At 67.3% G+C, this 25,445-nt stretch carries 24 protein-coding genes; 16 read left to right on the top strand and 8 right to left on the bottom strand.

Features of this window, described 5'->3' with window-relative positions; genetic code table 11:
* Positions 1-37: 37 nt before the first annotated feature.
* Positions 38-622, top strand: a complete 585-nt coding sequence (locus tag IEX33_RS17230) for a DivIVA domain-containing protein (RefSeq protein ID WP_188732161.1) — start codon at positions 38-40, stop codon at positions 620-622.
* 15 nt (positions 623-637) lie between these two features.
* On the opposite strand, the gene IEX33_RS17225 is transcribed toward IEX33_RS17230, so the two are convergent.
* From IEX33_RS17225 to IEX33_RS17210, 4 genes are read right to left on the bottom strand one after another with little or no spacing between them, the layout of a single operon-like run.
* Positions 638-2,104 carry a sodium/solute symporter gene (locus IEX33_RS17225; RefSeq protein WP_188732160.1) on the bottom strand — a complete coding sequence of 489 codons (1,467 nt, stop codon included), beginning with the start codon at positions 2,102-2,104 and terminating at the stop codon, positions 638-640.
* A 7-nt stretch (positions 2,105-2,111) separates the two neighbouring features.
* On the bottom strand, positions 2,112-2,462 hold the full coding sequence (locus IEX33_RS17220; RefSeq protein ID WP_104185237.1) for a DUF485 domain-containing protein: 351 nt from the start codon (positions 2,460-2,462) through the stop codon (positions 2,112-2,114).
* Positions 2,459-3,175: a LytR/AlgR family response regulator transcription factor gene (locus IEX33_RS17215; protein ID WP_104185236.1), complete on the bottom strand. Its 717-nt coding sequence runs from the start codon at positions 3,173-3,175 to the stop codon at positions 2,459-2,461. Before IEX33_RS17215 ends, IEX33_RS17220 begins: the two co-directional genes overlap by 4 nt.
* A 54-nt stretch (positions 3,176-3,229) precedes the next feature.
* A complete protein-coding gene (locus tag IEX33_RS17210) occupies positions 3,230-4,426 on the bottom strand; it encodes a sensor histidine kinase (protein WP_188732159.1) in 1,197 nt (398 codons plus the stop codon).
* 182 nt (positions 4,427-4,608) lie between these two features.
* Here IEX33_RS17210 and IEX33_RS17205 point away from each other — a divergent pair, with 182 nt between their 5' ends.
* Both IEX33_RS17205 and IEX33_RS17200 read left to right on the top strand, forming a co-directional pair.
* Positions 4,609-4,989 (top strand): DUF485 domain-containing protein, encoded by a 381-nt coding sequence (locus tag IEX33_RS17205; protein WP_104185235.1) that lies wholly within the window; start codon positions 4,609-4,611, stop codon positions 4,987-4,989.
* Positions 4,986-6,602: a solute symporter family protein gene (locus IEX33_RS17200; protein ID WP_188732157.1), complete on the top strand. Its 1,617-nt coding sequence runs from the start codon at positions 4,986-4,988 to the stop codon at positions 6,600-6,602. Before IEX33_RS17205 ends, IEX33_RS17200 begins: the two co-directional genes overlap by 4 nt.
* A 77-nt stretch (positions 6,603-6,679) precedes the next feature.
* Here IEX33_RS17200 and IEX33_RS17195 read toward each other — a convergent pair whose 3' ends face one another.
* Together IEX33_RS17195 and IEX33_RS17190 are read right to left on the bottom strand one after the other, a co-directional pair.
* Positions 6,680-7,234 carry a hypothetical protein gene (locus IEX33_RS17195; RefSeq protein WP_229675440.1) on the bottom strand — a complete coding sequence of 185 codons (555 nt, stop codon included), beginning with the start codon at positions 7,232-7,234 and terminating at the stop codon, positions 6,680-6,682.
* A 159-nt stretch (positions 7,235-7,393) separates the two neighbouring features.
* Entirely contained in the window at positions 7,394-7,867 is a 474-nt protein-coding gene (locus tag IEX33_RS17190) for an Lrp/AsnC family transcriptional regulator (protein WP_188732155.1), read from the bottom strand.
* A gap of 195 nt (positions 7,868-8,062) precedes the next feature.
* Here IEX33_RS17190 and pdhA point away from each other — a divergent pair, with 195 nt between their 5' ends.
* Genes pdhA through IEX33_RS17175 form a run of 3 tightly spaced genes read left to right on the top strand, consistent with a single transcriptional unit; the run spans position 8,063 to position 11,762 of the window.
* Positions 8,063-9,232 (top strand): pyruvate dehydrogenase (acetyl-transferring) E1 component subunit alpha, encoded by a 1,170-nt coding sequence (gene pdhA, locus IEX33_RS17185; protein ID WP_188732154.1) that lies wholly within the window; start codon positions 8,063-8,065, stop codon positions 9,230-9,232.
* The gene (locus IEX33_RS17180) at positions 9,232-10,242 is read left to right on the top strand and encodes an alpha-ketoacid dehydrogenase subunit beta (protein WP_188732153.1); all 1,011 of its coding nucleotides are present in this window, start codon (positions 9,232-9,234) and stop codon (positions 10,240-10,242) included. The genes pdhA and IEX33_RS17180 overlap by 1 nt, the downstream gene beginning before the upstream one ends.
* Positions 10,243-10,250: 8 nt before the next feature.
* Entirely contained in the window at positions 10,251-11,762 is a 1,512-nt protein-coding gene (locus IEX33_RS17175) for a dihydrolipoamide acetyltransferase family protein (RefSeq protein WP_188732152.1), read from the top strand.
* 74 nt (positions 11,763-11,836) lie between these two features.
* On the opposite strand, the gene IEX33_RS17170 is transcribed toward IEX33_RS17175, so the two are convergent.
* Positions 11,837-12,544 (bottom strand): SACE_7040 family transcriptional regulator, encoded by a 708-nt coding sequence (locus IEX33_RS17170; RefSeq protein WP_188732150.1) that lies wholly within the window; start codon positions 12,542-12,544, stop codon positions 11,837-11,839.
* Between the two features lie 144 nt (positions 12,545-12,688).
* On the opposite strand from IEX33_RS17170, the gene IEX33_RS17165 reads away from it, so the two are divergent.
* Genes IEX33_RS17165 through IEX33_RS17135 form a run of 7 tightly spaced genes read left to right on the top strand, consistent with a single transcriptional unit; the run spans position 12,689 to position 20,786 of the window.
* Positions 12,689-14,296, top strand: coding sequence for a carboxyl transferase domain-containing protein (locus tag IEX33_RS17165; RefSeq protein ID WP_188732148.1), 1,608 nt, complete (start codon positions 12,689-12,691; stop codon positions 14,294-14,296).
* 8 nt (positions 14,297-14,304) lie between these two features.
* Positions 14,305-16,596: an acetyl/propionyl/methylcrotonyl-CoA carboxylase subunit alpha gene (locus IEX33_RS17160; protein WP_188732146.1), complete on the top strand. Its 2,292-nt coding sequence runs from the start codon at positions 14,305-14,307 to the stop codon at positions 16,594-16,596.
* Entirely contained in the window at positions 16,583-17,758 is a 1,176-nt protein-coding gene (locus IEX33_RS17155) for an acyl-CoA dehydrogenase family protein (RefSeq protein ID WP_188732145.1), read from the top strand. Before IEX33_RS17160 ends, IEX33_RS17155 begins: the two co-directional genes overlap by 14 nt.
* 49 nt (positions 17,759-17,807) lie before the next feature.
* Positions 17,808-18,617: a CoA transferase subunit A gene (locus tag IEX33_RS17150; protein WP_188732144.1), complete on the top strand. Its 810-nt coding sequence runs from the start codon at positions 17,808-17,810 to the stop codon at positions 18,615-18,617.
* Between the two features lie 2 nt (positions 18,618-18,619).
* The gene (locus IEX33_RS17145) at positions 18,620-19,387 is read left to right on the top strand and encodes a CoA transferase subunit B (protein ID WP_229675439.1); all 768 of its coding nucleotides are present in this window, start codon (positions 18,620-18,622) and stop codon (positions 19,385-19,387) included.
* Entirely contained in the window at positions 19,384-19,950 is a 567-nt protein-coding gene (locus tag IEX33_RS17140; protein ID WP_188732143.1) for a MaoC family dehydratase, read from the top strand. The genes IEX33_RS17145 and IEX33_RS17140 overlap by 4 nt, the downstream gene beginning before the upstream one ends.
* Positions 19,947-20,786 carry an HpcH/HpaI aldolase/citrate lyase family protein gene (locus IEX33_RS17135; RefSeq protein ID WP_188732141.1) on the top strand — a complete coding sequence of 280 codons (840 nt, stop codon included), beginning with the start codon at positions 19,947-19,949 and terminating at the stop codon, positions 20,784-20,786. Before IEX33_RS17140 ends, IEX33_RS17135 begins: the two co-directional genes overlap by 4 nt.
* A gap of 9 nt (positions 20,787-20,795) precedes the next feature.
* Here IEX33_RS17135 and IEX33_RS17130 read toward each other — a convergent pair whose 3' ends face one another.
* A complete protein-coding gene (locus tag IEX33_RS17130) occupies positions 20,796-22,265 on the bottom strand; it encodes a lipase maturation factor family protein (RefSeq protein WP_188732139.1) in 1,470 nt (489 codons plus the stop codon).
* Between the two features lie 77 nt (positions 22,266-22,342).
* Here IEX33_RS17130 and IEX33_RS17125 point away from each other — a divergent pair, with 77 nt between their 5' ends.
* The 3 genes from IEX33_RS17125 to dxr are packed head-to-tail and all read left to right on the top strand — an operon-like array spanning position 22,343 to position 25,442.
* Complete coding sequence (locus tag IEX33_RS17125; protein ID WP_188732137.1) at positions 22,343-23,086, top strand: TSUP family transporter; 744 nt, start codon at positions 22,343-22,345, stop codon at positions 23,084-23,086.
* 48 nt (positions 23,087-23,134) lie between these two features.
* Positions 23,135-24,223, top strand: coding sequence for an NAD(P)/FAD-dependent oxidoreductase (locus tag IEX33_RS17120; protein ID WP_188732135.1), 1,089 nt, complete (start codon positions 23,135-23,137; stop codon positions 24,221-24,223).
* 34 nt (positions 24,224-24,257) lie between these two features.
* The gene (gene dxr, locus IEX33_RS17115; RefSeq protein WP_104185219.1) at positions 24,258-25,442 is read left to right on the top strand and encodes a 1-deoxy-D-xylulose-5-phosphate reductoisomerase; all 1,185 of its coding nucleotides are present in this window, start codon (positions 24,258-24,260) and stop codon (positions 25,440-25,442) included.
* Positions 25,443-25,445 lie beyond the last annotated feature (3 nt).

Here is a 25,445-nt window from a genome sequence, read left to right as displayed (position 1 = left end):
GAAAGCACCACCGCTGAAGAGCATTGAAGGAAGCAAAGTGGCATTGGACATTCATCGGCAGATCCCTGCGTCCTTTGAGCGCGTCCAGCGCGGCGAATACGGCTACAACGCCAAACAGGTGGACCAGTTCCTGCAGCAGGCGCGCGTATCGCTGGAGAACCCGGAATCAGCGCCGCAGCCCATCAACAGCTCGGATGTGCGGGCTGTCTCCTTCGATCCGGTCAAAGGCGGATACTCCGCGGCCATCGTGGATGCCGCACTGGACCGGCTCGAGGATGCCTTCGCACGCAGGGAACGTGATGAGCTGATCGCTGCCAGCGGCGAGGAAGCCTGGCTGCGCGAGATCGGACACCTCTCGGGCATCCTGCGCGGCCGCCTGCACCGGCCGGACGGCGACCGCTTCCGCCGCCCCGCCAAGAAGAAGGCCCGCAGCTACAACACGGCCGACGTCGACCGGCTGTGCCGTGAGCTCATCGCCTACCTCGAGCAGGACAAGCCGCTCAGCGTGGACAGCGTCCGCCGGGCGGTCTTCCGCCCCGCCGCGGGCCGCGACGGGTACGAGGAAGCCCAGGTGGATGCCTTCCTGGACCGGGTCGTCGAGCTCATGGCTGCCATCGACTGATCCTGCCGGCCCGCCTCAGCGTTCGGTGGCCAGCGGCCGCTCGGGGGTGTGCAGCCGGGTCATCACCTTCGACATGGTTTTGGGGATCCGCTGCGACGTTGCGCGGGACACGATGACCATCACCGCAAAGGCGGCGGGAACCGTCCACGCCGCCGGCTGGGCCAGCCAGCCGGGCGTGCTGGCTGCCCCGGCCAGGGCTCCGGCGATCATTGCCCCGCCGCACAGGACCCCGCCGGTCAGCATCCCGGCGATGGCGCCGGCGTCGGTCAGCCCGCGCCACCAGATGCCCAGCAGCAGTACCGGGCAGACCGTTGAGGCCGTGAATGCGAACACCAGCCCGACGCTCCCGGCGAGGGCGAACGAATCGGTCATGAACGCAAAGCCCAGCGGCACCACGGCGGAAATGACTGCTGCCAGCCGGAAGCTGCCCACACCTGCCCCCAGGACGTCCTGGCTGATGACGCCGGCCAGGGAAACCACCAGCCCGGACGTGGTGGACAGGAACGCGGCGAAGGCTCCCGCCACCACCAGGGCTGACAACAGGTCCCCGGCCGTTCCGCCCACCAGTTCCCCCGGGAGCAGCAGCACCATGGCGTCGGCCTGGCCCGCAGTAGCCAGGCCGGGAGCGAACATGCGTCCCACCAGCCCGTACGCGGTAGGGAACAGGTAGAACACGGACAGCAGGCCCAGGACGATCAGCGTGGTGCGGCGGGCGGACTGCCCGTCCGGGTTGGTGTAGAAGCGCACCAGGACGTGCGGCAGGCCCAGGGTTCCGAACAGGAGGGCCACCAGGAGCGAGACGTTCTGGTAGAGGCCGGCAGGGGGCGCGCCGGTGGGGTTGACCGACGGCGGGGCGAGCGGGGCGGTCCCGCTGCCGGCAAGGACAAAGATGATGAACAGGATGGGCACGGCCAGCGCGGTGAGTTTGAGCCAGTACTGGAACGCCTGGACGAACGTGATGGAGCGCATGCCGCCCGCCACCACGGTGAGGCACACAACAATCACCACCGCCACGGATCCTACCCAGGACGGCAGGCCCGTGGTGATGCGGATGGTGAGGGCAGCGCCATGGAGCTGGGGCACAATGTACAGCCAGCCCACCAGCACCACCACTAGGCTGGTCACTTTTCGGACCGGCAGGGAGTCAAGCCTGGCCTCGGTGAAGTCCGGGATGGTGTAGGCCCCGGACCGCCGCAGCGGTGCGGCCACGAAGAGCAGCAGCATCAGGTACCCGGCCGTGTAGCCCACCGGAAACCACAGCGCATCCGTGCCGGACAGCAGGATCAGGCCGGCAACTCCCAGGAAGCTGGCGGCGGAAAGGTACTCGCCGCCGATGGCGGAGGCGTTCCACCACGGCCGGACCGTCCGGGAGGCAACATAGAAGTCACCCGTGGTCCGTGAAATCCGCAGGCCGTAGAAACCGATGACCGCGGTGGCCACGGACACCCCTACCAGGGCAGCTATCGCCACTCCGGGGTTCACGGAGCCCTCACTGGTCCTCGGCCAGGTCGCGGTAGCGGGCCTCGTTGCGCGCCGCAGTCCGGATGTACAGCCACGCGCTGAGCCCGATGACAGGATAGATGCCGGCCCCCAGCAGCAGCCAGGCGAACGGAATGCCGGCCACCCGGGTTTCCGCCAGGCCGGGGACCGCTGCGAGCAGCAGGGGGAAGGCGCAAAGGATCAGCAGGAAACCTGCAGCCACCACCAGGGCCAGCCGCAGCTGGGACCTGATCAGGGACCTGACGAACACCTGGCCCACTTCCGAGTCCTGCGCGGCCTCCCTCGTCTCCTTGGCCGGACGCGCCGCTGTCCGCGGAGCCGTCACCCGCACCCTGGTCATGTATTGGGCCTGATCCGGGTGGCCTCAAGCTTTTCCCGGACCGTGGGCAGGTGCCGCCTGCTGATGGGAAGGCCTGCGCCCGCCACGGTGACGCTGGGTCCGTCCGCGGCGAGCTTCATCGAGGTCACGTGCTTGAGGGCCACGAGGTAGGACCGGTGCGTCCGGATAAACCCCGCATCCGCCCACTGCTGTTCGAGGTCCGCCAGCGGGACCCTGATCAGGTAGCTGGCTTCGGCGGTGTGGAGCCTCGCATAGTCCCCCTGCGCCTGGACGTACGTCACGTCGTCGCGCCTGATCATCTTGGTGGTCCCGCCCAGGTCCACCGTGATCATCTCCGGGGCGGCGCCGCCGTCGCGCAGCTCACTGATGCGCCCCACGCAGCGTGACAGGCGTTCCACCCGCACGGGCTTGAGCAGGTAGTCCACTGCCGCGAGTTCGAAGGCGTCCAGTGCGTGGTCCTCGTCCGCCGTCACGAACACGACGGCGGGCGGGCGGCTGCTCCCGGCGATGGCACGGGCAATGTCCAGGCCGGACACCGCCGGCATGTGGATGTCCAGGAAGACGGCGTCAACACTGGCGGAGGCGAGCGCTTTGAGCGCATCGCTGCCGGAGGTGGCCCGGAGGATTTTGCCCACGCGCTCGTCCTTGCCCAGCAGGAAGGCCAGTTCCTCTACGGCAGGCAGCTCATCATCAACGACGAGGACGTTAATCATGCTCCTAGGGTAGCTTTCCGGAGCAGGGGCAAGGCGCCGGCGGTCCGGGCAGGGTCACGCATCGTGCCCGGGCTGGGACTTGGGGACCCGCATGGTGATCAGGGTTCCTTCGCCGGGCGCGGTCTCGATGACCAGACCGTGGTCGTTGCCGTAGACCTGGCGGAGGCGGGCATCGACGTTGCGCAGGCCCACATGCTCGCCGTCTGTGTGGCCGGCCAGCATGGACTGCAGCTGCTCCGGATCCATGCCCACGCCGTCGTCCTCGATGGTCACCTCCGCGAACGCGCCGGCGTCGTTGGCGGTGATGCTGATGTGTCCCGGCCCCTCCTTGGCCTCGAGCCCGTGCCGGACCGCGTTCTCCACCAGCGGCTGCAGGCTGAGGAACGGGATAACGGTGCTGAGCACTTCCGGTGCCACCCGCAGGCTGACCTGCACCCGTTCACCAAACCGGGCGCGTTCCAGCAGCAGGTACCGGTCGATGCAGCGGAGTTCCTCAGCCAGCGTGGTGAAGTCCCCGTGCCGCCGGAACGAGTACCGGGTGAAGTCGGCGAACTCAACCACCAGCTCCCGGGCGCGGGCGGGGTCGGTGTTGATGAAGGATGCGATGGCATTGAGCGAGTTGTAGATGAAATGCGGGCTGATCTGCGCGCGAAGGGCCCGCACCTCGGCCTCCATCAGCTGGGTGCGGGAGGCGTCCAGCTCCGCAAGTTCCACCTGCACGGCCACCCAGTCCGCCACCTCGCTGGTGGCCCTGACCAGCCCCGCGCCGGCGGCGGGAGCGAAGGCGGCGACGGCGCCCACCACCCGGGTGCCGGCACGCACCGGTGCGATCACGGCGGCAAGCGGGCCGCCGGTGGCCTCCGTGGCCCCGCCGGCGTCCCCGGCGGGAAGGACAGCCGTGCGGCCGCTGGCCAGGACTCCGGCAGCAAGGTCCATCATCCGCGGCTTCAGGTCCTCGCCGGCACCGTCCCACGCCAGTACTCCGGAGGTGTCCATGATGGCCAGGGCGTCACAGCCCAGCAGGGTGCGCAGCTGGCGGCTGGCCTTGGCAGCGCCGGCGGGGTTGAGGCCCCGGCGCAGGTGCTGGCCTGCCTGGGAAGCGGCATGCAGGGTGTGGTAGGTGGCGCGTTCCGCATCGGTGCCCAGGTCGCGGAAGGACCTGAGCACCTTGAGTCCCACGCCGACGACGACGGCGATGGCCATGGCGATGACGGCCACGGCCGCGGCGGTCAGGAGGGGGGAGTCCGGCATGGTGCCCAGCGTAGCCGCGGGTGCCGTTTGTCGCAGCATCCCGACCGTTGAGCGCCCGCAGGCCTGCAGGCTCTGGAACTGGCGCGATGCAGCCCGCAGAGTGATTGCAGTCACATTTGCGGTATCCCGTCTTCCGGGCCTGCCGTTGGGTGTGTTCAGGCAAGTCTCAACGAGGAGGAACGATGGGTAACGATGCCCACACTCCGGACGCAGCGGCGTCCGTGGACTTCGAGCAGGTCCAGTCGACGGAGCAGTTCAAGGAACTGCGCAAGCGTCACCGCAGCTTTGTCTTTCCCATGGCAGTCGCATTCCTGCTGTGGTACTTCGCATACGTCCTGCTCGCCGACTACGCCGTGGACTTCATGTCCACCAAGGTCTGGGGCAACATCAACGTAGGCCTGATCCTCGGCCTGCTCCAGTTCGTGTCGACGTTTGCCATCACCGGCTGGTATGTCCACTACTCCAACAAGCGGCTGGACCCCATCGCGAAGGAAATCCGGGACGAAATCGAGGGGCACGAATTTGATAAGCACGGCAACCGAGTGAGCGGAGCAAGCAAATGATCGGCATCGCAACAGCGGTGGACGTCGCCGCCCTCAAGGACACCACGCTGCTCAACATGGGAATCTTCGGCATCTTCGTGGCCGTGACCATGGTGATCGTGCTGCGCGCCAGCCGGAACAACAAAACCGCCGCGGACTACTACGCCGCCGGCCGCTCCTTCACCGGCTCGCAAAACGGAACCGCCATCGCCGGCGACTACCTCTCCGCAGCCTCATTCCTTGGCATCACCGGCGCCATCGCCATCAACGGCTATGACGGCTTCATGTACTCCATCGGATTCCTGGTGGCCTGGCTCGTGGCACTCCTGCTCGTGGCCGAGCTCCTGCGCAACACCGGCAAGTTCACCATGGCCGATGTGCTGTCCTTCCGGCTGAAGCAGCGGCCCGTCCGCATCGCCGCGGCCATCTCCACGCTCGCCGTCTGCTTCTTCTACCTCCTGGCCCAGATGGCAGGCGCAGGCAGCCTGATCTCCCTGCTCCTTGGCATCAGCGACTGGGGCGGACAAGCCCTGGTGATCATCGTCGTCGGCGCCCTGATGATCATGTACGTCCTGATCGGCGGCATGAAGGGCACCACCTGGGTGCAGATCATCAAGGCCATCCTGCTCATCGCAGGCGCAGCCGTCATGACCATTTGGGTCCTGGCCATCTACGGCTTCAACCTCTCCAGCCTTCTGGGCGCCGCAGTGGAGACGGCCAACAACCCTGCCGTCCTGAATCCCGGCCTGCAGTACGGCAAGACGGAAACCTCGAAGATCGACTTCATGTCACTCGGCCTCGCCCTGGTCCTGGGCACCGCAGCGCTGCCGCACGTACTCATGCGCTTCTACACGGTCCCCACGGCCAAGGAAGCCCGCAAGTCCGTGGTGTGGTCAATCTGGCTGATCGGCCTGTTCTACCTCTTCACCCTGGTGCTTGGTTACGGTGCAGCTGCCCTGGTTGGTGCCGAGACCATCAAGGGCGCACCGGGCGGCGTGAACTCGGCCGCCCCGCTGCTGGCCTTCTACCTGGGTGGGCCGCTGCTGCTGGGCTTCATCTCGGCCGTGGCCTTCGCCACCATCCTCGCCGTCGTGGCCGGCCTGACCATCACGGCTGCCGCCTCCTTTGCCCATGACATCTACGCCAGCGTCATTTCCAAGGGCAAGGCCGACGCCGACACCGAGGTGAAGGTGGCCCGGCGCACCGTTGTGGTCATCGGCGTCCTCGCCATCCTGGGCGGCATTCTTGCCAACGGACAGAACGTGGCGTTCCTCGTGGCGCTCGCATTCGCCGTCGCCGCCTCCGCCAACCTGCCCACGATCGTCTACTCGCTGTTCTGGCGGAAGTTCACCACCCAGGGTGCAGTCTGGAGCATGTACGGCGGCCTGGGTTCCGCGATCATCCTGATCATCTTCTCGCCGGTGGTTTCCGGCGGAGCAACATCCATGATCAAGGACGTCAACTTCGCACTCTTCCCGCTGAGCAACCCGGGCATCGTGTCCATCCCCCTCGCCTTCTTCCTGGGCTGGCTCGGAACGACGCTCGACAAGAAGCGGGAGGACACCGCCAAGCAGGCCGAAATGGAAGTCCGCTCCCTTACGGGGGTGGGTGCCGAAAAGGCCGTCGACCACTGAGCTGACGGCAGCAACAACAAAGCCTCCGCACAGGGGAGCAGTTCCCCGGTGCGGAGGCTTTGTTGTGCCGGCCGGGACTACGCTGCCGGCCGCAGCTTGATATTGGTCATCTTGAGATCGTCAGTGCCCTCGAAGCGGTAGGCAAGGTCCACGTTTTTGCCGTCGCAGGTGATCAGGCCGGCAACATCCGCGGACTTAACGCCGTTCTCGGTGGCCACCTCGAGGTCGCTGTAGTCCGGCGTGCAGGTTTCATCCATCTCTAGGCTGTTGACGCCTTCAATGAAGGCCTCCTTGGACAGCTGCTCCTGGAGCGCGGGGTCGAGGTACTCGTCATAGGCCTTGGAGCTGTCCCCGGCAAGGACCAGTCTGGTGAAACCGTCAGCCAGGCCCCTGGCCTGGTTGGTGGCACTGCCCACCACGTTAACCAGAATGACGATGCCCAGGACCACCAGCAGCAGGACGCCGCCGGCGCCCGCCAGGATGATCCACAGTTTCCGCCGGCTCCTCGGCGGGGGCTGCCCCGGGAGCCCGAAGGGGGACCCCGGGGCCTGCCCGTAGTGCGGAGGATGTGCCAGCTGCGGGGACGCGGCGCCGGCGCGGCCCGGCTGAAACGGTTCCTGGGGAGTGCTCAAGGTGGAGCCTTTCCGGAAAATGGTGCATGGCACCGCCTGGATGCGGGGCGCTGTGCCTGCCCCGCCGATTAACTGGCATTCAGCCTATAGCGCGGGCCGCCGGCGTCGTGCTCCAGCCCGGCCGCCGGCGTCGTGCCTTCCGCAAAAGTGCGCCGGCTGCTAAGCCCGCCCGGGACCACGTTCAAGGAGGGGCTGGACACGGAAGGGAATAAGCTCTCCCATGGCAAGCGCCGTGTCGGTCCGGTCCACGCCATCGCACGCCAAAATTTTCCCGTTGATCCGGAATAGGTCCTCGGCATCCACCGCCACCACGCGCAGCAGCAGGTCCGCCGAACCCGTCAGGCCATAGCCCTCGAGGATCTCGGGAATGTCAGCGAGCTCCTTCGCCAGCAGGGCGAGCCGCTGCTGCTGGACATGGACGGAGATGAAGGCCATCAGCGGGTAGCCCAGGGCCGCCGGATTGATGCGCCGTTCGAAGGACAGGAAGACGTGTTTCTTCTCCAGCTGCGCCATCCGCGCCTGCACGGTGTTCCGGGAGAGGCCAAGCTTCTGGGCCAGTGCCACCACCGTTTGCCGGGCATCCTGGGCCAGGGCAGAGAGCAGGCGGGCGTCGGTGCCATCCAAGGCTTGCATAATGCGCAACGCTAGCACGGTCCCGTGCCCTTCCGCAGAGCATTTTGCTCAGCGATCGCGCCGGTAGTTGTACCTCCTGAGCATTGTGAGTAGGGTCACAAATATCCGGGGCAACGGCGCCCGGGCGGCCGGCGGCCGAAGGGGCCACAAGTCCCAAAACCGCGGGTCAACGACGTAAGAAGGTTGCGGGCTATCGTGTCTACAGGCGAAACGGGCCAGGGCGGACCAGCCGCCTCCAACAGCGCCCGGCACCCCCAGGGGCAGGGACGGGATCTGGTCCAACTGGTCACCCCTTCCGGTGAGCGGATCAGCCACCCGGAGTTCGACTATTGGGTCAGGGACGTCACTGACGAGCAGTTGTGTTCCCTCTACGAGGACATGACCGTGATCCGGCGCATCGACGTCGAGGCAACCGCCCTGCAGCGGCAGGGCGAACTCGGACTGTGGCCGCCGCTGCTGGGGCAGGAAGCCGCGCAGATCGGTTCGGGCCGGGCGCTCCGCACGGACGACTTTGTGTTCTCCAGCTACCGGGAGAACGGGGTGGCCTACTGCCGGGGAGTGGACCTGACGGACATCCTCCGGGTATGGCGCGGCACTGCGTCCTCGGGCTGGGATCCCTACACCATCAACATGGCCACCCCGCAGATCATCATCGGCGCCCAGACCCTCCACGCCACCGGCTATGCAATGGGCATCCAGAATGACGGCGCCGATTCCGTGGCCGTGACCTATTTCGGTGACGGCGCCACCAGCGAGGGCGATGTCAACGAGGCCATGGTCTTCGCGGCAAGCTTCCAGGTGCCCGTGGTGTTCTTCTGCACCAACAACCACTGGGCCATCTCCGAGCCCGTCCGGCTCCAGTCGCACATCCAGCTGGCCGACAGGGCCGCCGGATTCGGCATCCCCAGCCTGCGGGTTGACGGCAACGACGTCCTGGCCGTGATGGCAGCCACCCGTGTGGCCCTGGACCGGGCCCGCCGCGGCGGCGGCCCCACGTTCATCGAGGCCGTCAGCTACCGCATGGGCCCGCACACCACGGCGGATGACCCAACGCGCTACCGCGACGCCAACGAGCTCGAGGACTGGGCGGCCCGGGACCCGATCAGCCGGATCGCCGCTCTACTCGAGCGGAAGGGCCTGCTGACCGCGGAACTGCAGCAGCAGGTTAAGGACAAGGCCGACGCCGTGGCACGGGAGATGCGGACGGGCTGCACCACCATGCCGGACCCGGAGCCCCTGGACGTTTTCAAGAACGTCTACAGCACGCCCAACTCCTGGCTGGACCGGCAGCAGGACCACTACGCCCGTTACCTGGCCACCTTCGGGGATCCCGCAGGAGCCGTTTCAGAAGAAGGTGCACGCTGATGACCCAGATGACCTTTGCCCGCGCCATCAACGCGGGCCTGCGGAAGTCCCTGGAGAACGACCCCAAAGTGGTGCTCATGGGTGAGGACATCGGCACCCTCGGCGGCGTGTTCCGGGTGACCGACGGGCTGCAAAAGGACTTCGGCACGCACCGGGTGGTGGATACACCCCTGGCCGAATCGGCCATCGTGGGCACCGCCGTCGGCCTCGCCTACCGTGGCTACCGCCCGGTGGTGGAGATCCAGTTCGACGGATTCATCTATCCGGCGTTCGACCAGATCGTCAGCCAGGTGGCCAAACTCCACTACCGCACCCGAGGGGCAGTCAAGATGCCCATCACCATCAGGGTTCCGTTCGGCGGCGGGATCGGCTCCCCTGAGCACCACTCCGAATCGCCGGAGGCCTACTTCACGCACACGTCCGGCCTGCGCGTTGTCACCGTTTCCAGCCCCCAGGACGCGTACACCGTGATCCAACAGGCCGTCTCCTGCGACGACCCCGTGCTCTATTTCGAGCCCAAGCGGCGGTACCACGACAAAGGCGACGTGGACGAGTCCCTTGACCACACCGCGCCCGTGCCCATGGGCCAGGCGCGCGTCCTCACCAAAGGCACCGACGTCACGCTGGTTGCTTACGGCCCGCTGGTCAAGACGGCACTGGACGCCGCGTCGGCCGCCGCCGATGAAGGAGTCTCCATCGAGGTCATCGACCTGCGCTCGCTGGCACCGGTGGACTACGAAACAGTTGTGGCCTCCGTCCGCAGGACCGGGCGCCTGGTCATCACCCACGAGGCCGCACAGTCGGGCGGCCTGGGGGCGGAAGTGGCCGCCAGTATTACCGAGCGGTGCTTCTACCACCTGGAGGCGGCACCAGTCCGCGTCACCGGATTCGATATTCCCTACCCTTACTCAAAGCTTGAGATGCACCACCTGCCGGGCCTGGACCGGATCCTGGACGGCGTAGACCGTGCCCTGGGCCGGCCGAACTCCCTCAGCGGGCTGGAAGGATGAGCGGGACCATGATCAAAGAATTCCGGCTGCCGGACCTGGGCGAGGGCCTCACCGAATCGGAGATCCTCAGCTGGAAGGTGGGGGTTGGCGATACCGTCTCGCTAAACCAGGTGATCGCCGAGGTTGAGACTGCCAAGGCTGTGGTGGAGCTCCCGTCCCCGTTTGCCGGGGTCATCAAAGAGCTCCACGAACAGCCGGGGGCCGTCGTGGAGGTGGGCAAGCCGATCGTCTCCTTCGAGGTGGCGGACGACGCCGGCCCGGCACCTTCCGGGGCAGGCGGCGCCGCCGCTTCGGTCAGGGATGCGGGCAAGGACCCGGGCGAGGATGTTAGGGAGGCTGCGGGGCAGGCAGCGGGGGAGAGCTCCGCCGGGACCCCCAAGAGGGAGCCGAACCTCGTGGGCTACGGTGCCGTCGTCGAAAGCACTGGCCGGCCCGCACGGCGCCCGCGGACCTTCCCGGTGGCTGGTCCTGCCGGTTCGACGCCCGCGGCAACCACGCGCACCGACACAACGTCTGCCGAGACCACGTCTGCCGACGCCATGTCCGCGGAGGCCACGCCTGATGTGGCCAAAACCCCCGCGGTTGAGCACCTCGCGGCTGCGTCAGAGCATCCCGCAGGCGAGCGCCCACGGTCCACCCCGCCTGTCCGGAAGCTGGCCAAAGACCTTGGCGTAGACCTGGCCAGGGTTACCGGTACCGGACCCCAGGGACTGATTACCCGGGAGGACGTCCAGCACTTCATGGACAGCCAGTCCGCGGGCGCAGCATCGGCCGGCGCGGCTGCCGCGGACCATGCGGGTGTGCAGGCCGGCGGGGGTGCGCGGGAAACGCGCACCGCCATCAAAGGGGTCCGCAAGTTCACGGCCGCAGCCATGGTGCAGAGTGCCTTCACCGCGCCGCATGCCACCGAGTTCCTGACGGTCGACGTCACGCCGTCCATGGAACTGCTCGCCAGGCTCCGGGACAGCCGGGAGTTCGCGGGCGTCAAACTCACGCCGCTGACCCTGGCCGCGAAAGCGGTGCTGATCGCCCTCCGGCGCAATCCTTCCCTCAACTCGCGCTGGGACGGGGAGAACCAGGAGATCATCACGTTCCATTACGTGAACCTGGGCATTGCAGCCGCCACGCCCCGAGGGCTCACGGTCCCCAATATCAAGGACGCGGATTCGTTGTCCCTGGCCCAGCTGGCGCAAGCCCTCTCAGCGCTCGCCGACACGGCCCGTGCCGGCAAGACCACTCCGGCCGACCTCGCCGGCGGCACGGTCTCGATCACCAACATTGGTGTTTTCGGGATTGACGCCGGCACCCCCATCCTCAACCCCGGCGAAGCGGCGATCCTTGCCCTGGGAGCCGTGCGCAGGATGCCTTGGGAGTGCCGGGGGGACATTGCCCTGCGCCAGGTGATGACCCTCAGCCTTTCCTTCGACCACCGGCTGGTGGACGGCGAACAGGGCTCGCGCTTCCTTGCCGACGTCGGTGCCATCCTCGCGGATCCCGGCCTGGTGCTGACCATGGTGTGACCCTCGAGTTCTTGTTTGGATACGCAGGGTTCCAACCGGTTTAAGCCTGCATATCCGGACAAAAACTCCGGGCTTCAGGGGGTGGTCTGGGAGTCCGCCAGCAGCGCGGCCAGGGCCATGCTCTCGAGCAGGGGCCGGGCGGTTCCGGACGCCATCTTCCTCCCGTGGCTTCGGACCGAGTGGGGGGTGGAGTTGATGAGCCCGAACGTGGCATGGGCCCGCATCCGGAGCTCCGAAGCGTCGGTCTCGGGATGGAGCCCCGCGAGGACCTCCACCCACACCTCCACATAGCTCCGTTGGAGGGTCCTGACAGCCGCCTGGTCCTCATCGGAGAGGCAGCTGAAATCCCTGTCCTGGACCCTGATGACGTCCGGCTTCCCCAGCGCGAAGTCCACCTGGAACGCCACCAGGCTGCGCAGGGCCGCCAGGGGATCGGCGTTTTCTGCCGCCACCCGGCGCCCGCCGTCCAGGAGTTCCTGGCTGACGGTGACCAGGAGGTCCGCCAGGACTGCCTGCTTGCCGGGAAAGTGTCGGTAAACGGCCGGGCCGCTGACGCCGGCGGCGGCGCCCAGATCCTCCAGGGAGACACGGCTGAACCCGTGCAGCGCGAACAGCGAAGCTGCAGCGGACAGGAGCGCCTGGCGGCGGTTCTCCTTGGCCAGGCTGCGCTGGGTTGTGCTGGGGGACTGGTTTGGGCTGCTGGGCTCGGGCGGGCTGGCGGGCTGGGATGTGCCACTGGGCTGGGTCGTGCTGCTGGCCGCAGCGGCGTCGGTGCTTGGCACAATTCCTCCTCGGACCCCGGAAGTCTAGCAAGGCAGCTGCTGAGTTGGACATCACAGTTAATCGAGACTAACCTGAATTTCAGTTATTGAGTACTAACCGAGTTGGCCTTCTTGCCCCGGCCGGAACAGGAACAGGACGCGTCGATGGAGACCCTTGCCAGCAGGATCGACCCCGCCAGCAGCACGTTCCTGGCAAACCGCGAAGCCCAGCTTCTGCTGACGGAGGACCTGCGGAAAAGGCTCGCGGACGCTGCCCTGGGCGGACCGGAAAAGTCGAGGCAGCGGCATATGGGCCGGGGCAAGCTCCTGCCCCGCGAGCGCATCGACCGGTTGCTGGATGACGGCAGCCCCTTTCTTGAGATCGCTCCGCTGGCCGCCAACGGCATGTACAACAACGAGGCCCCCGGCGCGGGCGTCATTGCAGGCATCGGCCTGGTCCACGGCCGCCACGTGCTGGTGATTTCCAACGACGCCACGGTCAAGGGCGGGACCTACTATCCGCTGACGGTGAAGAAACACCTGCGGGCCCAGGAGATAGCCCTCGAGAACAGGCTCCCGTGCATCTACCTGGTGGATTCCGGCGGGGCCTTCCTGCCAAAACAGGACGAGGTGTTTCCGGACCGGGACCACTTCGGCCGTATCTTCTACAACCAGGCCCGGCTCTCAGCTGCCAAGATTCCCCAGATCGCCTCGGTCATGGGGTCCTGCACGGCCGGCGGAGCCTACGTGCCGGCCATGAGCGACGAAACAGTGATTGTCCGGAACCAGGGCACCATCTTCCTGGGCGGGCCGCCGCTGGTGAAGGCTGCGATCGGCGAAATCGTCACGCCGGAGGAGCTTGGCGGCGGGGAAGTGCATTCGAGGATCTCCGGCGTCACCGACCACCTCGCCGAAAACGACGAACACGCGCTGCAGATCATCCGGGACATCGTGTCCACGCTCCCGTCTTCTGCGCCGCCCGCCTGGGAGGTGGACGCCGCCGTCGAACCGTCCGTGGAACCGGAGGAGCTCTACGGTGCCGTCCCCACGGACGTCAACGCCGCCTACGACGTCCACGAGGTCATTGCCCGGCTGGTGGACGGCAGCCGGTTCCACGAATTCAAGAAGGAGTACGGCGCCACGCTGGTCACCGGGTTCGCGCGGCTGCACGGGCACCCTGTGGGGATCGTGGCCAACAACGGCGTCCTTTTCAGCGAATCCTCACTCAAGGGGGCCCACTTCATCGAACTCTGCGACCAGCGCGGCATTCCGCTGGTCTTCCTGCAGAACATCTCCGGTTTCATGGTGGGCAGGGACTCGGAACAGGGCGGCATCGCCAAGAACGGGGCCAAGATGGTCACCGCCGTAGCCACCGCCCGGGTGCCCAAGCTGACAGTGGTCATTGGCGGTTCCTTCGGTGCAGGCAACTACTCCATGTGCGGGCGTGCCTATTCACCGCGGTTCCTGTGGATGTGGCCGGCCGCCCGGATCTCGGTCATGGGCGGCAACCAGGCCTCAAGCGTCCTCGCCACCGTCAAACGGGACCAGTACGAAGCCGCCGGACAGGAATGGTCCGCCGAGGACGAGGAAGCCTTCAAGGCACCCATCCGCCAGCAGTACGAGGAGCAGGGCAGCCCGTACTACTCCACGGCCCGTCTCTGGGACGACGGCGTGATCGATCCGGCCGATACACGCACCGTCCTGGGCCTGGCATTGGACGTGGTGGCCCGCACGCCGTTGCCGGAAACCTCCTTCGGCCTCTTCAGGATGTGAGCGAGCACATGACCACCCCTTCCCTGGCCGGCACCCCCGCCGCCACCCGGCCCATGTTCGGCACCGTCCTGGTGGCCAACCGCGGCGAAATCGCCTGCCGCGTGATCCGGACGCTCAAGGCCCTGGGCATCCGCCCGGTGGCCGTCTACAGCGATGCCGACGCCGGTGCCCGGCACGTGCGCGAAGCGGACACCGCCGTCAGGATCGGCCCGGCAGCCGCCGCGGAGAGCTACCTGAACATCGGGGCGATCATCGAGGCCTGCCGCAGGACCGGGGCGGAGGCCGTGCACCCCGGCTACGGCTTCCTCAGCGAGAACGTGGAATTCGCCCGGGCCCTGGAACAGGCCGGGATCGCGTTCATCGGCCCGGGCGTGGAGGCCCTGAACATCATGGGGGACAAGATCCGGTCCAAGAACCATGTGGCGGGCTACGGCGTCCCCGTGGTGCCCGGCGTGGCACAACCGGGGATGAGCGATGCGGAGCTGGTTGACGCGGCCGCGGGCGTGGGTTTTCCGCTGCTGATCAAGCCCTCCGCGGGCGGCGGGGGCAAGGGCATGCATGTGGTGCAGCGCCCAGAAGACCTTGCGGCCACGCTGGCTACGGCCAGGCGGGTGGCGGCCAGTGCGTTCGGCGACGACACCCTGTTCCTGGAACGCCTGGTTACCACCCCGCGGCACATCGAGGTGCAGGTCCTGGCGGACAGCCACGGCAACGTCATCCACCTGGGCGAACGCGAGTGTTCACTGCAGCGGCGGCACCAGAAGGTCATCGAGGAGGCGCCGTCGCCGCTGCTCGAGGCCCTGCCGGACGGCGCCGCCATCCGCGCCCGCATCGGTGAAGCGGCCTGCAACGCGGCCCGCAGCGTGAACTACAGCGGCGCCGGAACGGTCGAATTCCTCGTCTCCGACGACGCGCCGGACCAGTTCTACTTCATGGAGATGAACACCAGGCTGCAGGTTGAGCACCCCGTCACGGAGATGGTTACCGGCATCGACCTCGTCGAGTGGCAGGTGCGGATCGCCGCCGGCGGGGAACTCACCGTCCGGCAGGCCGACGTCGAACTCCACGGCCACGCCGCGGAAGCGCGCGTCTACGCAGAGGTCCCCGAGAGGAACTTCCTGCCCTCCACCGGAACTGTGCTGCTGCTGGACGAACTGCCCGGTCCACAGCAACGTCCCGGTGCCCCCGCCCGCGTGGCAATGGACACGCCCCGCGGCAGGGTGCGGGTGGACTCGTCCCTGGTGGAGGGCGTGGAGGTTTCCTCCAGCTACGACCCCATGATCTCCAAGGTCATCGCCTGGGGGGAGGACCGCACAGCCGCCCTGGACACCCTGGACGCGGCGCTCGCCGGCTATACGGCGCTCGGCCTGGACACCAACGTGGAATACCTGCGGCTGCTGATCAATGATGCCGATGTCCGCGCCGGGCGGCTGGAGACCGGGCTGATCGAACGCAAACTGCCCGGTTTGTCCTTCCGGAGGGTTGCCGACGCCGAGCTGGCGGCGGCAGCGCTCTTCACCCTCGCCATGGAGGAACAGAACAACACGCCGCCGGCCCCGGGGCCCTGGCAGGCACGCAACGGCTGGCGGCTTGGGGCGCCGGCGCCGCGCCTGGTCAGCCTGGGAACGCCCGACGGCGGCGTTGCGGCCGTGCGTGTCAGCGGCACCCGGGATGCGGGGGCGGAAGCGGACGGCACTGCCCTGGACGGCACTGCCTTGGACGGCACTGTTTCCGGAAGGACATTCCTTGTGGCTGTGGGGGACGGGCCTGCTCGGCCGGCACGGCTGGAATTCCCCTCCCGGCGGCAGGCAGTGCTGACCCTCGACGGCCGCACCAGTACCTACTCCATCGCGCCGGTCTTCCGCGGCCCGGCGGACCCAACGCGTGATTCGCCGGTTGTCGGCATACCTGCGGAACTGTTCCTGGGCAATGAGGGCTGGTCCTGCCGGCTGGACGTACTGAGCCGGGAAGCACGGCTTGACCGGGTGCTTGCGGCCCTCCAGCGGGAGGAGGGTGCCACCGATCCCGCGGTGCGTTCACCCATGCCGGGAACAGTGGTTTCCGTTCCGGTCAGTGACGGGGACACCGTAGCGGCCGGCCAGCTTCTCGTCTCGGTCGAGGCCATGAAAATGGAGCACCAGCTGGTGGCCCCGCTGAACGGCACCGTCCATCTCACCGCCCGCCCCGGCGACCTGGTGAAGGCGGACCAGGTGTTGGCCACCATCCACCCCCACGCGGGAGACACAGACGCAGATACGATGCATTCAACGGCGAAGGAGCCTAGACATGGCAGGTTTTGAACTCAGCGAGGAATACCAGGACCTCAGCGACACTGTCCGGGACTTCGCGGACACCGTGGTGGCGCCGGTGTCCGCCAAGCACGACGAAGAGCACAGCTTCCCGTACGGCGTCGTCAAGCAGATGGCGGAAATGGGGCTGTTTGGGCTGCCCTTCCCCGAGGAATTCGGCGGCATGGGCGGGGACTACTTCGCCCTTGCCCTTGCCCTTGAGCAGCTGGGCCGGGTGGACCAGTCCGTGGCCATCACCCTGGAAGCCGGCGTCTCGTTGGGAGCCATGCCCATCTACCGCTTCGGCACCGACGCCCAGAAACAGGAGTGGCTGCCCATGCTCGCGTCCGGCCAGGCGCTCGCCGGCTTCGGGCTGACCGAACCGGAAGCAGGATCGGACGCGGGCGGCACCAAAACCACGGCGCGGCGAGAGACCGTCGGAGACAAGACAGACTGGGTGATCAACGGCAACAAGGAGTTCATCACCAACTCCGGAACGGACATCACCCGGCTGGTGACGGTCACCGCCGTTACCGGGCAGAAGGACCGCGGGGACGGCACGGTGCAGAAGGAAATCTCCACCATCCTGGTGCCCACGGACACCCGCGGGTTCAAGGCCGAAAAGCCGTACAACAAAGTGGGCTGGAACGCCTCGGACACCCACCCGCTGACGCTGAAGGACGTCCGCGTTCCGGAAGAAAACCTGCTGGGAGCGGAGGGCCGCGGCTACGCCAATTTCCTGTCCATCCTGGATGAAGGGCGGATCGCCATTGCCGCGCTGGCTGCGGGCGCAGCGCAGGGCTGCGTGGACCTGTCCGTCAAGTACGCCAAGGAGCGCAGCGCCTTCGGCCACCAGATCGGCAAGTACCAGGCCATCTCCTTCAAGATCGCGCGCATGGAGGCCCGTGCCCATACCGCGCGGCTGGCCTACTACGATGCGGCCTTCCGTATGCTTGCCGGAAAGCCGTTCAAGACCCAGGCGGCCATCGCTAAGATGGTCGCAGGCGAGGCAGCCATGGACAATGCGCGGGATGCCACCCAGGTATTCGGCGGCTATGGCTTCATCAACGAGTTCACCGTGGCACGCCACTACCGCGACTCCAAGATCCTCGAAGTGGGGGAAGGCACCACGGAGGTGCAGCTGATGCTGATCGCCCGCGAACTGGGTCTGTAGTACTGGCACTGTTGTAACTGGCACCGAAGCCGGCCTGAGAGGATCACCGATGATTGACAAGGTTGTTGCCAGCGCTGGGGAAGCCGTAGCGGACATCCCGGACGGGGCGTCCCTGGCGGTGGGCGGATTCGGCCTCTGCGGAATCCCGGTCACCCTCATTGACGCACTGCACCGGGCAGGGACAACGGACCTGGAAACCGTCAGCAACAACTGCGGCGTGGACGACTGGGGACTCGGCATCCTGCTCCGGGACGGGCGGATCCGCCGCACCATCAGCTCCTACGTGGGTGAGAACAAGGAGTTCGCCCGGCAGTACCTGGCCGGCGAGCTTGAGGTGGTGCTCACCCCGCAGGGCACCCTGGCCGAGAAGCTGCGCGCCGGCGGCGCCGGAATTCCTGGCTTCTACACCAAGGCAGGGGTGGGCACCCAGGTGTCAGAGGGCGGGCTGCCCCAAAAGTACGACGCCGAAGGCGGGATTGCTGTGGCTTCCGCACCTAAGGAGGTGCGCTCCTTCGGCGGGGTCGACTATGTGCTGGAGGAAGCCTTGACCCCGGACTTCGGGCTTGTCCATGCCTGGAAAGGGGACCGGCACGGAAACCTGGTCTTCCACGCCACCGCCATGAACTTCAACCCCCTGTGCGCCATGGCCGGCAGGATCACCATTGCCGAGGTGGAGGAGCTCGTGGAGCCGGGCGAGCTGGACCCGGAACACATCCACACCCCGGGCATCTTCGTCCAGCGTGTGGTCCTTGCCGCAAACGCGGAGAAACGCATCGAGAAACGGACCGTGGCCCTGGCCCGGCCCGGACAGTCAGCATCCGCACACAACGCCGGCAGCCCCCGGCAGGCAGGAGCATAGCCATGGACCCCAACAGCCCCGACGCTCCCCGGCCCGAAGGCGTGCGGCCAGAGTACCGCCGGGCGGCGGCGCAGCAGCACGAGGTGCAGGCGGACGGAGCCGGCGCCAAAGGGTGGACCCGGAACGAACTTGCGGCCCGGGTGGCCAAGGAGCTCAGCAACGGCCAGTACGTCAACCTCGGCATCGGCATGCCCACCCTCATCCCCAACTACATTCCTGATGGAGTGGAAGTGGTGCTCCACTCGGAGAACGGAATCCTCGGCGTCGGCCCCTATCCGGAGGAAAACGCCATTGATCCGGACCTGATCAACGCGGGCAAGGAGACAGTCACCGTCAACAAGGGTGCCGCGTTCTTCGATTCGGCTTCTTCCTTCGGCATGATCCGCGGCGGCCACGTGGACGTGGCCGTCCTGGGCGCCATGGAGGTGGCCGCCAACGGTGACCTGGCCAACTGGATGATTCCGGGCAAGATGGTCAAGGGAATGGGCGGCGCCATGGACCTGGTGTTCGGCGCCAAGAAGGTGATCGTGATGATGGAGCACGTGGACCGCAACGGTAACCCGAAGATCGTCCAGGAGTGCTCCCTGCCGCTGACCGGCAAAGGCTGTGTTGACCGGATCATCACGGACCTGGCCGTCATCGACGTCGTGGCGGACGAATACGGGTCCCGGCTGGTGCTGCGCGAACTGGCACCCAACGTGTCAGCGGAGGACGTTGCCGCCGCCACCGGGGCCGAGCTGTTCGAAGAGGACCAGGAACTGACAGTATGAGCGGCGGTGGCGGCGCTGCGGCAGGCTCAACCGGCGGGGAACCGCGGGTGGTGGAACAGCGGGGACTGTACTTCGAGGAACTGGAAGAAGGGGTCACGTACGCCCACCGCCCTGGCCGCACCGTGACAGAGGCGGACAACGTCCTGTTCACCACGCTCACCATGAACACCCAGGCCCTGCACCTGGATGCCGCCTGGAGTGCCGGGCAGCCCTTCGGCCAGCGGCTCATGAACTCCATGTTCACCCTGGCCACCATGGTGGGCCAGTCCGTTTCCCAGCTGACGCAGGGGACCATCATTGCGCAGCTGGGCCTGACGGAGGTCTCGTTCCCGCACCCGCTCTACCACGGTGACACGCTCTACACCGAGACGGTCATCAGCGGAAAGCGGCTCTCGGGCTCCCGGCCCGGGCAGGGAATCGTCACCATGGAGCACACTGGCCGCAACCAGGACGGCACGGTGGTGGCGCTTGCCACGCGGAGCTGCCTGATGTGGACGCGGGAAGCCCATACGGGCCAGCCCGGCAGAGGGCAGGGGAACGGACAGGAGACAATGCCGGTATGACTTTCGTAATGGGCCCTGCCCTGCTGTTCTGCCCCGCCGACCGGCCCGAGCGCTACCAGAAGGCCGCTGCCCGGGCGGACGCCGTCATCCTGGACCTTGAGGACGCCGTGGCACCAGCGGACAAGCAGCGTGCCCGCGGCGCCATCCTGGCCCAAGTGGGGACCACCGGGGTGGAGCCGGAGCTTGAACCCAGCTGCACCATCGTGCGGGTAAACCCCGCAGGCACCGAGGAGTTCGAGAAGGATCTTCACTGCCTTGCCCACACGCCCTACCGGACGGTCATGCTGGCCAAGACGGAAACTGTCCAGCAGCTTGAAGCCCTGGACGGTTACAAAGTCATCGCGCTGTGTGAAACAGCGCTGGGAGTCCTCAATGCCCCCGCCATTGCCGCCGCCCCCAACGTGGTGGGCCTGATGTGGGGGGCAGAGGACCTGCTGGCATCGCTGGGCGGAACCTCCAGCAGGACGGCCGACGGCGGTTACCGGGCCGTGGCGCTGCACGCCCGTTCCGCCGTGCTGCTGGCTGCGCGCGCCCACGGCAAGGAGGCGGTGGACGCTGTGTACACGGACATCCCGGATCTGGCCGGGCTGGCGGAGGAAGCGGCCGACGCCGTGGCCTCCGGCTTCAGCTCCAAAGCGTGCATCCATCCGAGCCAGGCCGCTGTGGTCCGGGCCGCCTACGCACCTTCCGATGCCGACGTCGCGGCTGCTGAAGCCCTTCTGGAGGCTGCAGCATCGGCCGGCTCGGGGGTGTTCCAGCACCAGGGGAAGATGATCGACGGTCCCATCCTCAAGCACGCCCAGGAAATCATCCGCCGCGCCCAGGCCATCGGGTAGCCGGCCCGCTCACCCCGGCCGCCCGGGGGAGCGCCGCAGTGACAACGGCGGAATCGGCTCGTAGAGCAGCGTCCGCACCCAACGGTTCCCGGTCTTCCTGAACTCTTTCCGGCTGGCAAAGCGGTAGTGGTAGCTGCGCACGCGCACCCAGCGCGGCGGTGCGCCGTCGAACGGGTCACGGCGGAGGAGCCGCAGGGTCTGCCGGTCCGCCTCCAGCAGCTTTCCCAGGAAGGCGTAGAACCATTCCTCGTGGACGGTCCTCAGCGGCAGGAACCACATCAGCCAGTCAAGCCGCAGGTGGTAGGGCGCCCACGGCCGGGGGAGCCTGCGGACGTCACCCGGCTTGCCCCTGAAACCGTACTCCCGCCAGTCGGAGGACTCGTCCGGATCCTCGTCGAAGGTTCCCTCCACCACAATCTCAATCCGCTGCTTGGTCACGGTGCCGAATGCCCCGTAGGTATTGACCAGCTGCCACCGGTTGAAGCTGGCATTCATCAGCTGGCGGCGGGAGAAAAGGTTGCGCAGCGGCCAGTAGCTGAGGACCGCCAGCAGCAGCGTGGCCGCCAGGGTAAGGGCCAGCCACCACAGGGGAGTCTCCCTCTCCACGCCGGCCTGGCCGTGCCAGTCCAAGGGGATGGCCGGCAGCACGGCATGCGCAACGGGATCGCTAACGGCGGCGAAGGCCAGCACGATGGCAATCCAGTTCAGCCAGGCGAAGTTGCCTGTGGCCACCAGCCACAGCTGCGTGAAAATGACGATCCCCGCGGCCACGCTGGCGACGGGCTGGGGTGCGAACAGGAAGAACGGCACCACGAGCTGGGCGAAGTGGTTGCCGAGGACTTCAACCTTGTGCAGGGGCTTCGGCAGGAGGTGCGCCTGCCGGCTCAGCGGCCCAGGCATCGGCTGGGTCTCGTGGTGGTAGTACAGGGCCGTCAGGTCACGCCATTCCCGGCCGCCGCGGATCTTGATCATCCCGGCACCGAATTCCAGCCGGAACACCAGCCACACGATCAGGATCAGGATGGTGCGCGGCGGGTCGGTCTGGTCCGAGCCCAGGAAAGCGACGGTGAAGCCGGCCTCCAGGAGCAGCATCTCCCAGCCGAAGCCGTAGAACGTCTGTCCCACATTGACGATAGACATATACAGCAGCCACAGGGCCAGGAAGGCGACGAGTGGAACCCAAGGCGGGCCCTGCTGCGGGATGCCGGCCACCAGCAGCGCCGACACCAGCAGCCCGGCGGCACACACCCAGCGCAGCAGCCGGTCCGTGTACCGCCAGCGGAACAGCGTGGGCCGCCGCAGGCGGCTGAAACCGGACAGGAAGTCGGGTACCGGGAGAAGGCCCCGCTCACCCAGAAGCGCCGGGAACTGGTTCAGCGAGGACAGGAACGCGACGAAGTACAGGGCCGCCACACCCCGCTGCAGCACCTGCCGCGCGAATTCGTATTCCGGCGCATCGAACCAGGAGAGCCAGTCCACGCAACCCACGTTACGCCGACGCCCGTCAGGGATGCCACAGGGGAACCCCACCAGGGGGATGCCACTAGGATCGAGGGATGTTCGTGCTGGTGCTGATCGCCGTTATTGCAGGCGCGCTGGCCCAGCGGATCGCGGGCCTGGGCTTTGGGCTGCTCGTTTCCCCGGTGCTGGTGGTGCTCCTGGGCCCTTTCGACGGCGTGATGATCGTCAATCTTTGCGGCGCCACGTCATCGCTCCTTATCCTCTCCCGGGTGTGGCGGCACGTCGCCTGGAAGAAGTACTTCGGGCTGGCGCTCGCAGCACTGGCCGGCGTATTGCCCGGTGCCTGGCTGGCGAGCAACGTGCCGGAAGCCCCGCTGCAGATCTGCATCGGTGTCCTGCTCCTCATCGCCCTGCTCGCGTCCCAGCGGCTGACCAGGAGTTCCTGGCGTGCCAGCGGCCCGGTCCCCATGGCGTCCCTGGGGTTTTCCAGCGGCCTGATGAATGCCGCCGCGGGCGTTGGCGGTCCTGCCATCACGGCCTATGCCATCGCCACCCGATGGGAGCAGAAGAGCTTCAGCGCCACCCTGCAGCCGTACTTCATCACCACCGGGTTCACGTCGCTGCTCACCAAGTACGTGCTGTCCGGCGGGCACGTCCCTGCCTTGGAAGGCTGGCAGTGGCTGGCGATCCTGGCAGCGATGGTTGCGGGCATCGCTGCGGGTGACCTGCTGGCCGGCCGGGTGCGCCCCGCGTCCGCCCGCCGCATCGTCACAATCATTGCCTACCTGGGTGCCGTGGCCACGCTGGCCAAGGGCCTGGTGGAACTCGCGGCCGCCTGAGTACGTGGCCCGGTGCGCCGGCCTGCACAAACATGTTTTGCTGGATCCATGACACGTGTTGCGGTAATAGGTGCAGGTATCGTCGGGCTGTCCACAGCCCATGCCCTCCAGAAGGCAGGCGCGGACGTCACTGTCTACGAGTCCGGGACCCCGGGCTCAGGACAGTCAGCCGGGGAATCGAGGATCTTCCGGCACGCCCACGACGACGTCCGGCTGGCCTCGTTCGTGCGTCACAGCCGCGCCCTCTGGCGGGAGTGGGAGGCGGACTTCGGTGTGGAACTGGTCTCCGGCGCCGGTGCGGTGGCTATTGGGGACAGCGTGGAGGACAAGCTCCGCGTTCTCAGCGGCCTGCCCGAAGTCCCTATTAAGCTGCTTACCCCTGGACAACTTGCGGCCGCGCTGCCGATCCTCGCAGACTTCCAGGGCAAGGCGATGCTCGATGCCCACGGCGGGACAATCCGCACCAGCGCCGCGTTCCGGGCCTTGGCCGGCAAGCTCAAGGACGCCCTCGTGGCGGACCACGTCATGGCTGTCCGGCCCACTCCCGGCCAGGGTGTGGAGGTCCGGACCGGGACCCGCGTGGACCGGTTCGACCATGCAGTCCTGTGCGCCGGACGCGGCACGGCAGCCCTGGCGCGGGGCGCCGGACTGGACATACCCGTTGAACTTGCCGCGCACGCCCGCGTGACGTTCCGCGTGCGGGATGTCCCGCCTGCCCCGCTGCCAACATTCCAGGACGGCAGCGGGGTATTCGGGGAGACCGGCGTTTACGCGGCGCCCTCGGCCGACAACCTGCGTTACTCAGTGGGCTTGAGCGAAACAACCGACGTGCGCCAGGACGGGAGCCTCGCCGACCCGGCTGCCCTGGAGTCGTTGGCGGCGCGTGCGGCAGCCTACGTGCGGACTGCGCTGCCCGGCCTCGATCCTGAACCGGCCGGCTACGTCCACTGCTGGGTGACGCGACTGCCGTGGGGCGATGACGGCGTGGGAATCTGGTCAGCCGGCAGCGTCAGCGCCGTGGCCGGGCATAACCTCTTCAAGCAGGCGCCGGCGCTGGGGGAGGCGCTGGCAGAAACAGCACTGTCCGGCGTCGTGCCCGCTGTCCTGCGGCCTGAATCGCAGCTTGGAAGGTCCTGAACGGCCGGGCGGCACGGTGCGGGATACTTAAGCAATGCAGCCACGCAGAATCGTCCTCCTCGGATCCACCGGTTCCATCGGCACCCAGGCGATTGACGTCGTCGACGGCGCCCCGCACCTTTTCGAGGTGGTGGCCCTCAGTGCCGGGGGAGGCAACCTGGAACTGCTCGCCCGCCAGGCAGTGCACACCGGCGCGTCCGTGATCGGCATTGCCGGCGGTGACCCCGCACAGTTGGCATCGCTGGTGGCCGACGCTGCCGCGGCGGCGGGAAAGCCCGGCTACCGGCCGGAGATCATCGCCGGACCGGACGCCTCCACGCGGATCGCCGGCGTTGAGGCGGAGGTGGTGCTCAATGGAATTACCGGCTCGATCGGACTGGCGCCCACGCTGGCCGCCCTGCGCTCCGGCGCCACACTCGCCCTGGCCAACAAGGAATCCCTCATTGTGGGCGGATCGCTGGTGAAGGCAGCCGCCCGGGAAGGGCAGATCGTACCCGTGGACTCCGAACATTCAGCGATCGCCCAGTGCCTGCGCTCGGGTTCGGCCGGGGAAGTGGAAAAACTGATCCTGACCGCATCCGGCGGGCCCTTCCGCGGCAGGAACAGGGACGAACTGCACGGGGTCACCCCACAGGAAGCCCTGGCCCACCCCACCTGGGACATGGGCGTCATGGTCACCACCAACTCGGCCACGCTCGTCAACAAGGGCCTGGAAGTTATTGAGGCGCACCTGCTCTTCGACGTGCCGCTTGACCGGATCGACGTGGTGGTCCATCCCCAGTCCGTGGTGCACTCCATGGTGCAGTTCATCGACGGTTCCATCATCGCCCAGGCATCCCCGCCGGACATGCGCCTCCCCATTGCGCTGGGACTGGGCTGGCCGGACCGGGTGCCCAAAGCCGCCGCTGCCTGCGACTGGACGCGCGCGGCCACCTGGACCTTCGAGCCGCTGGACACGGAGGCCTTTCCCGCCGTCGGACTCGCCAAGCACGCAGCGGGGCAGGGCAGCACGTTCCCCGCCGTGTTCAACGCCGCGAATGAGGAAGCCGTCACAGCCTTCCACGCCGGGCGCATCAGGTTTACGGACATTGTGGACACGATCGATGCCGTCCTCAGCGAACACCCAGGGTCCTCCGGGCTGACGGTGGAGTCGGTGCTGGATGCTGAAAGCTGGGCACGTGCCCGCGCCAATGAACGTTTAGCAGTCAGAAGTCTCTAGGAA

It is taken from the genome of Pseudarthrobacter scleromae, assembly GCF_014644515.1.
Lineage (GTDB): Bacteria > Actinomycetota > Actinomycetes > Actinomycetales > Micrococcaceae > Arthrobacter > Arthrobacter scleromae.
This window is presented reverse-complemented; position numbering and strand designations above follow the sequence as displayed.

What these genes read in the sequence shown, in the direction of transcription:
- IEX33_RS17200 (WP_188732157.1), top strand. Translation starts at nt 4,986, where the DNA reads ATGATCGGCATCGCAACAGCGGTGGACGTCGCCGCCCTCAAGGACACC.
- dxr (WP_104185219.1), top strand. Translation starts at nt 24,258, where the DNA reads ATGCAGCCACGCAGAATCGTCCTCCTCGGATCCACCGGTTCCATCGGC.
- IEX33_RS17220 (WP_104185237.1), bottom strand. Translation starts at nt 2,462, where the DNA reads ATGACCAGGGTGCGGGTGACGGCTCCGCGGACAGCGGCGCGTCCGGCC.
- IEX33_RS17135 (WP_188732141.1), top strand. Translation starts at nt 19,947, where the DNA reads ATGACTTTCGTAATGGGCCCTGCCCTGCTGTTCTGCCCCGCCGACCGG.
- IEX33_RS17125 (WP_188732137.1), top strand. Translation starts at nt 22,343, where the DNA reads ATGTTCGTGCTGGTGCTGATCGCCGTTATTGCAGGCGCGCTGGCCCAG.
- IEX33_RS17205 (WP_104185235.1), top strand. Translation starts at nt 4,609, where the DNA reads ATGGGTAACGATGCCCACACTCCGGACGCAGCGGCGTCCGTGGACTTC.
- IEX33_RS17150 (WP_188732144.1), top strand. Translation starts at nt 17,808, where the DNA reads ATGATTGACAAGGTTGTTGCCAGCGCTGGGGAAGCCGTAGCGGACATC.
- IEX33_RS17215 (WP_104185236.1), bottom strand. Translation starts at nt 3,175, where the DNA reads ATGATTAACGTCCTCGTCGTTGATGATGAGCTGCCTGCCGTAGAGGAA.
- IEX33_RS17175 (WP_188732152.1), top strand. Translation starts at nt 10,251, where the DNA reads ATGATCAAAGAATTCCGGCTGCCGGACCTGGGCGAGGGCCTCACCGAA.
- IEX33_RS17190 (WP_188732155.1), bottom strand. Translation starts at nt 7,867, where the DNA reads ATGCAAGCCTTGGATGGCACCGACGCCCGCCTGCTCTCTGCCCTGGCC.
- IEX33_RS17155 (WP_188732145.1), top strand. Translation starts at nt 16,583, where the DNA reads ATGGCAGGTTTTGAACTCAGCGAGGAATACCAGGACCTCAGCGACACT.
- IEX33_RS17180 (WP_188732153.1), top strand. Translation starts at nt 9,232, where the DNA reads ATGACCCAGATGACCTTTGCCCGCGCCATCAACGCGGGCCTGCGGAAG.
- IEX33_RS17160 (WP_188732146.1), top strand. Translation starts at nt 14,305, where the DNA reads ATGACCACCCCTTCCCTGGCCGGCACCCCCGCCGCCACCCGGCCCATG.
- IEX33_RS17165 (WP_188732148.1), top strand. Translation starts at nt 12,689, where the DNA reads ATGGAGACCCTTGCCAGCAGGATCGACCCCGCCAGCAGCACGTTCCTG.
- IEX33_RS17210 (WP_188732159.1), bottom strand. Translation starts at nt 4,426, where the DNA reads ATGCCGGACTCCCCCCTCCTGACCGCCGCGGCCGTGGCCGTCATCGCC.
- IEX33_RS17145 (WP_229675439.1), top strand. Translation starts at nt 18,620, where the DNA reads ATGGACCCCAACAGCCCCGACGCTCCCCGGCCCGAAGGCGTGCGGCCA.
- IEX33_RS17120 (WP_188732135.1), top strand. Translation starts at nt 23,135, where the DNA reads ATGACACGTGTTGCGGTAATAGGTGCAGGTATCGTCGGGCTGTCCACA.
- IEX33_RS17140 (WP_188732143.1), top strand. Translation starts at nt 19,384, where the DNA reads ATGAGCGGCGGTGGCGGCGCTGCGGCAGGCTCAACCGGCGGGGAACCG.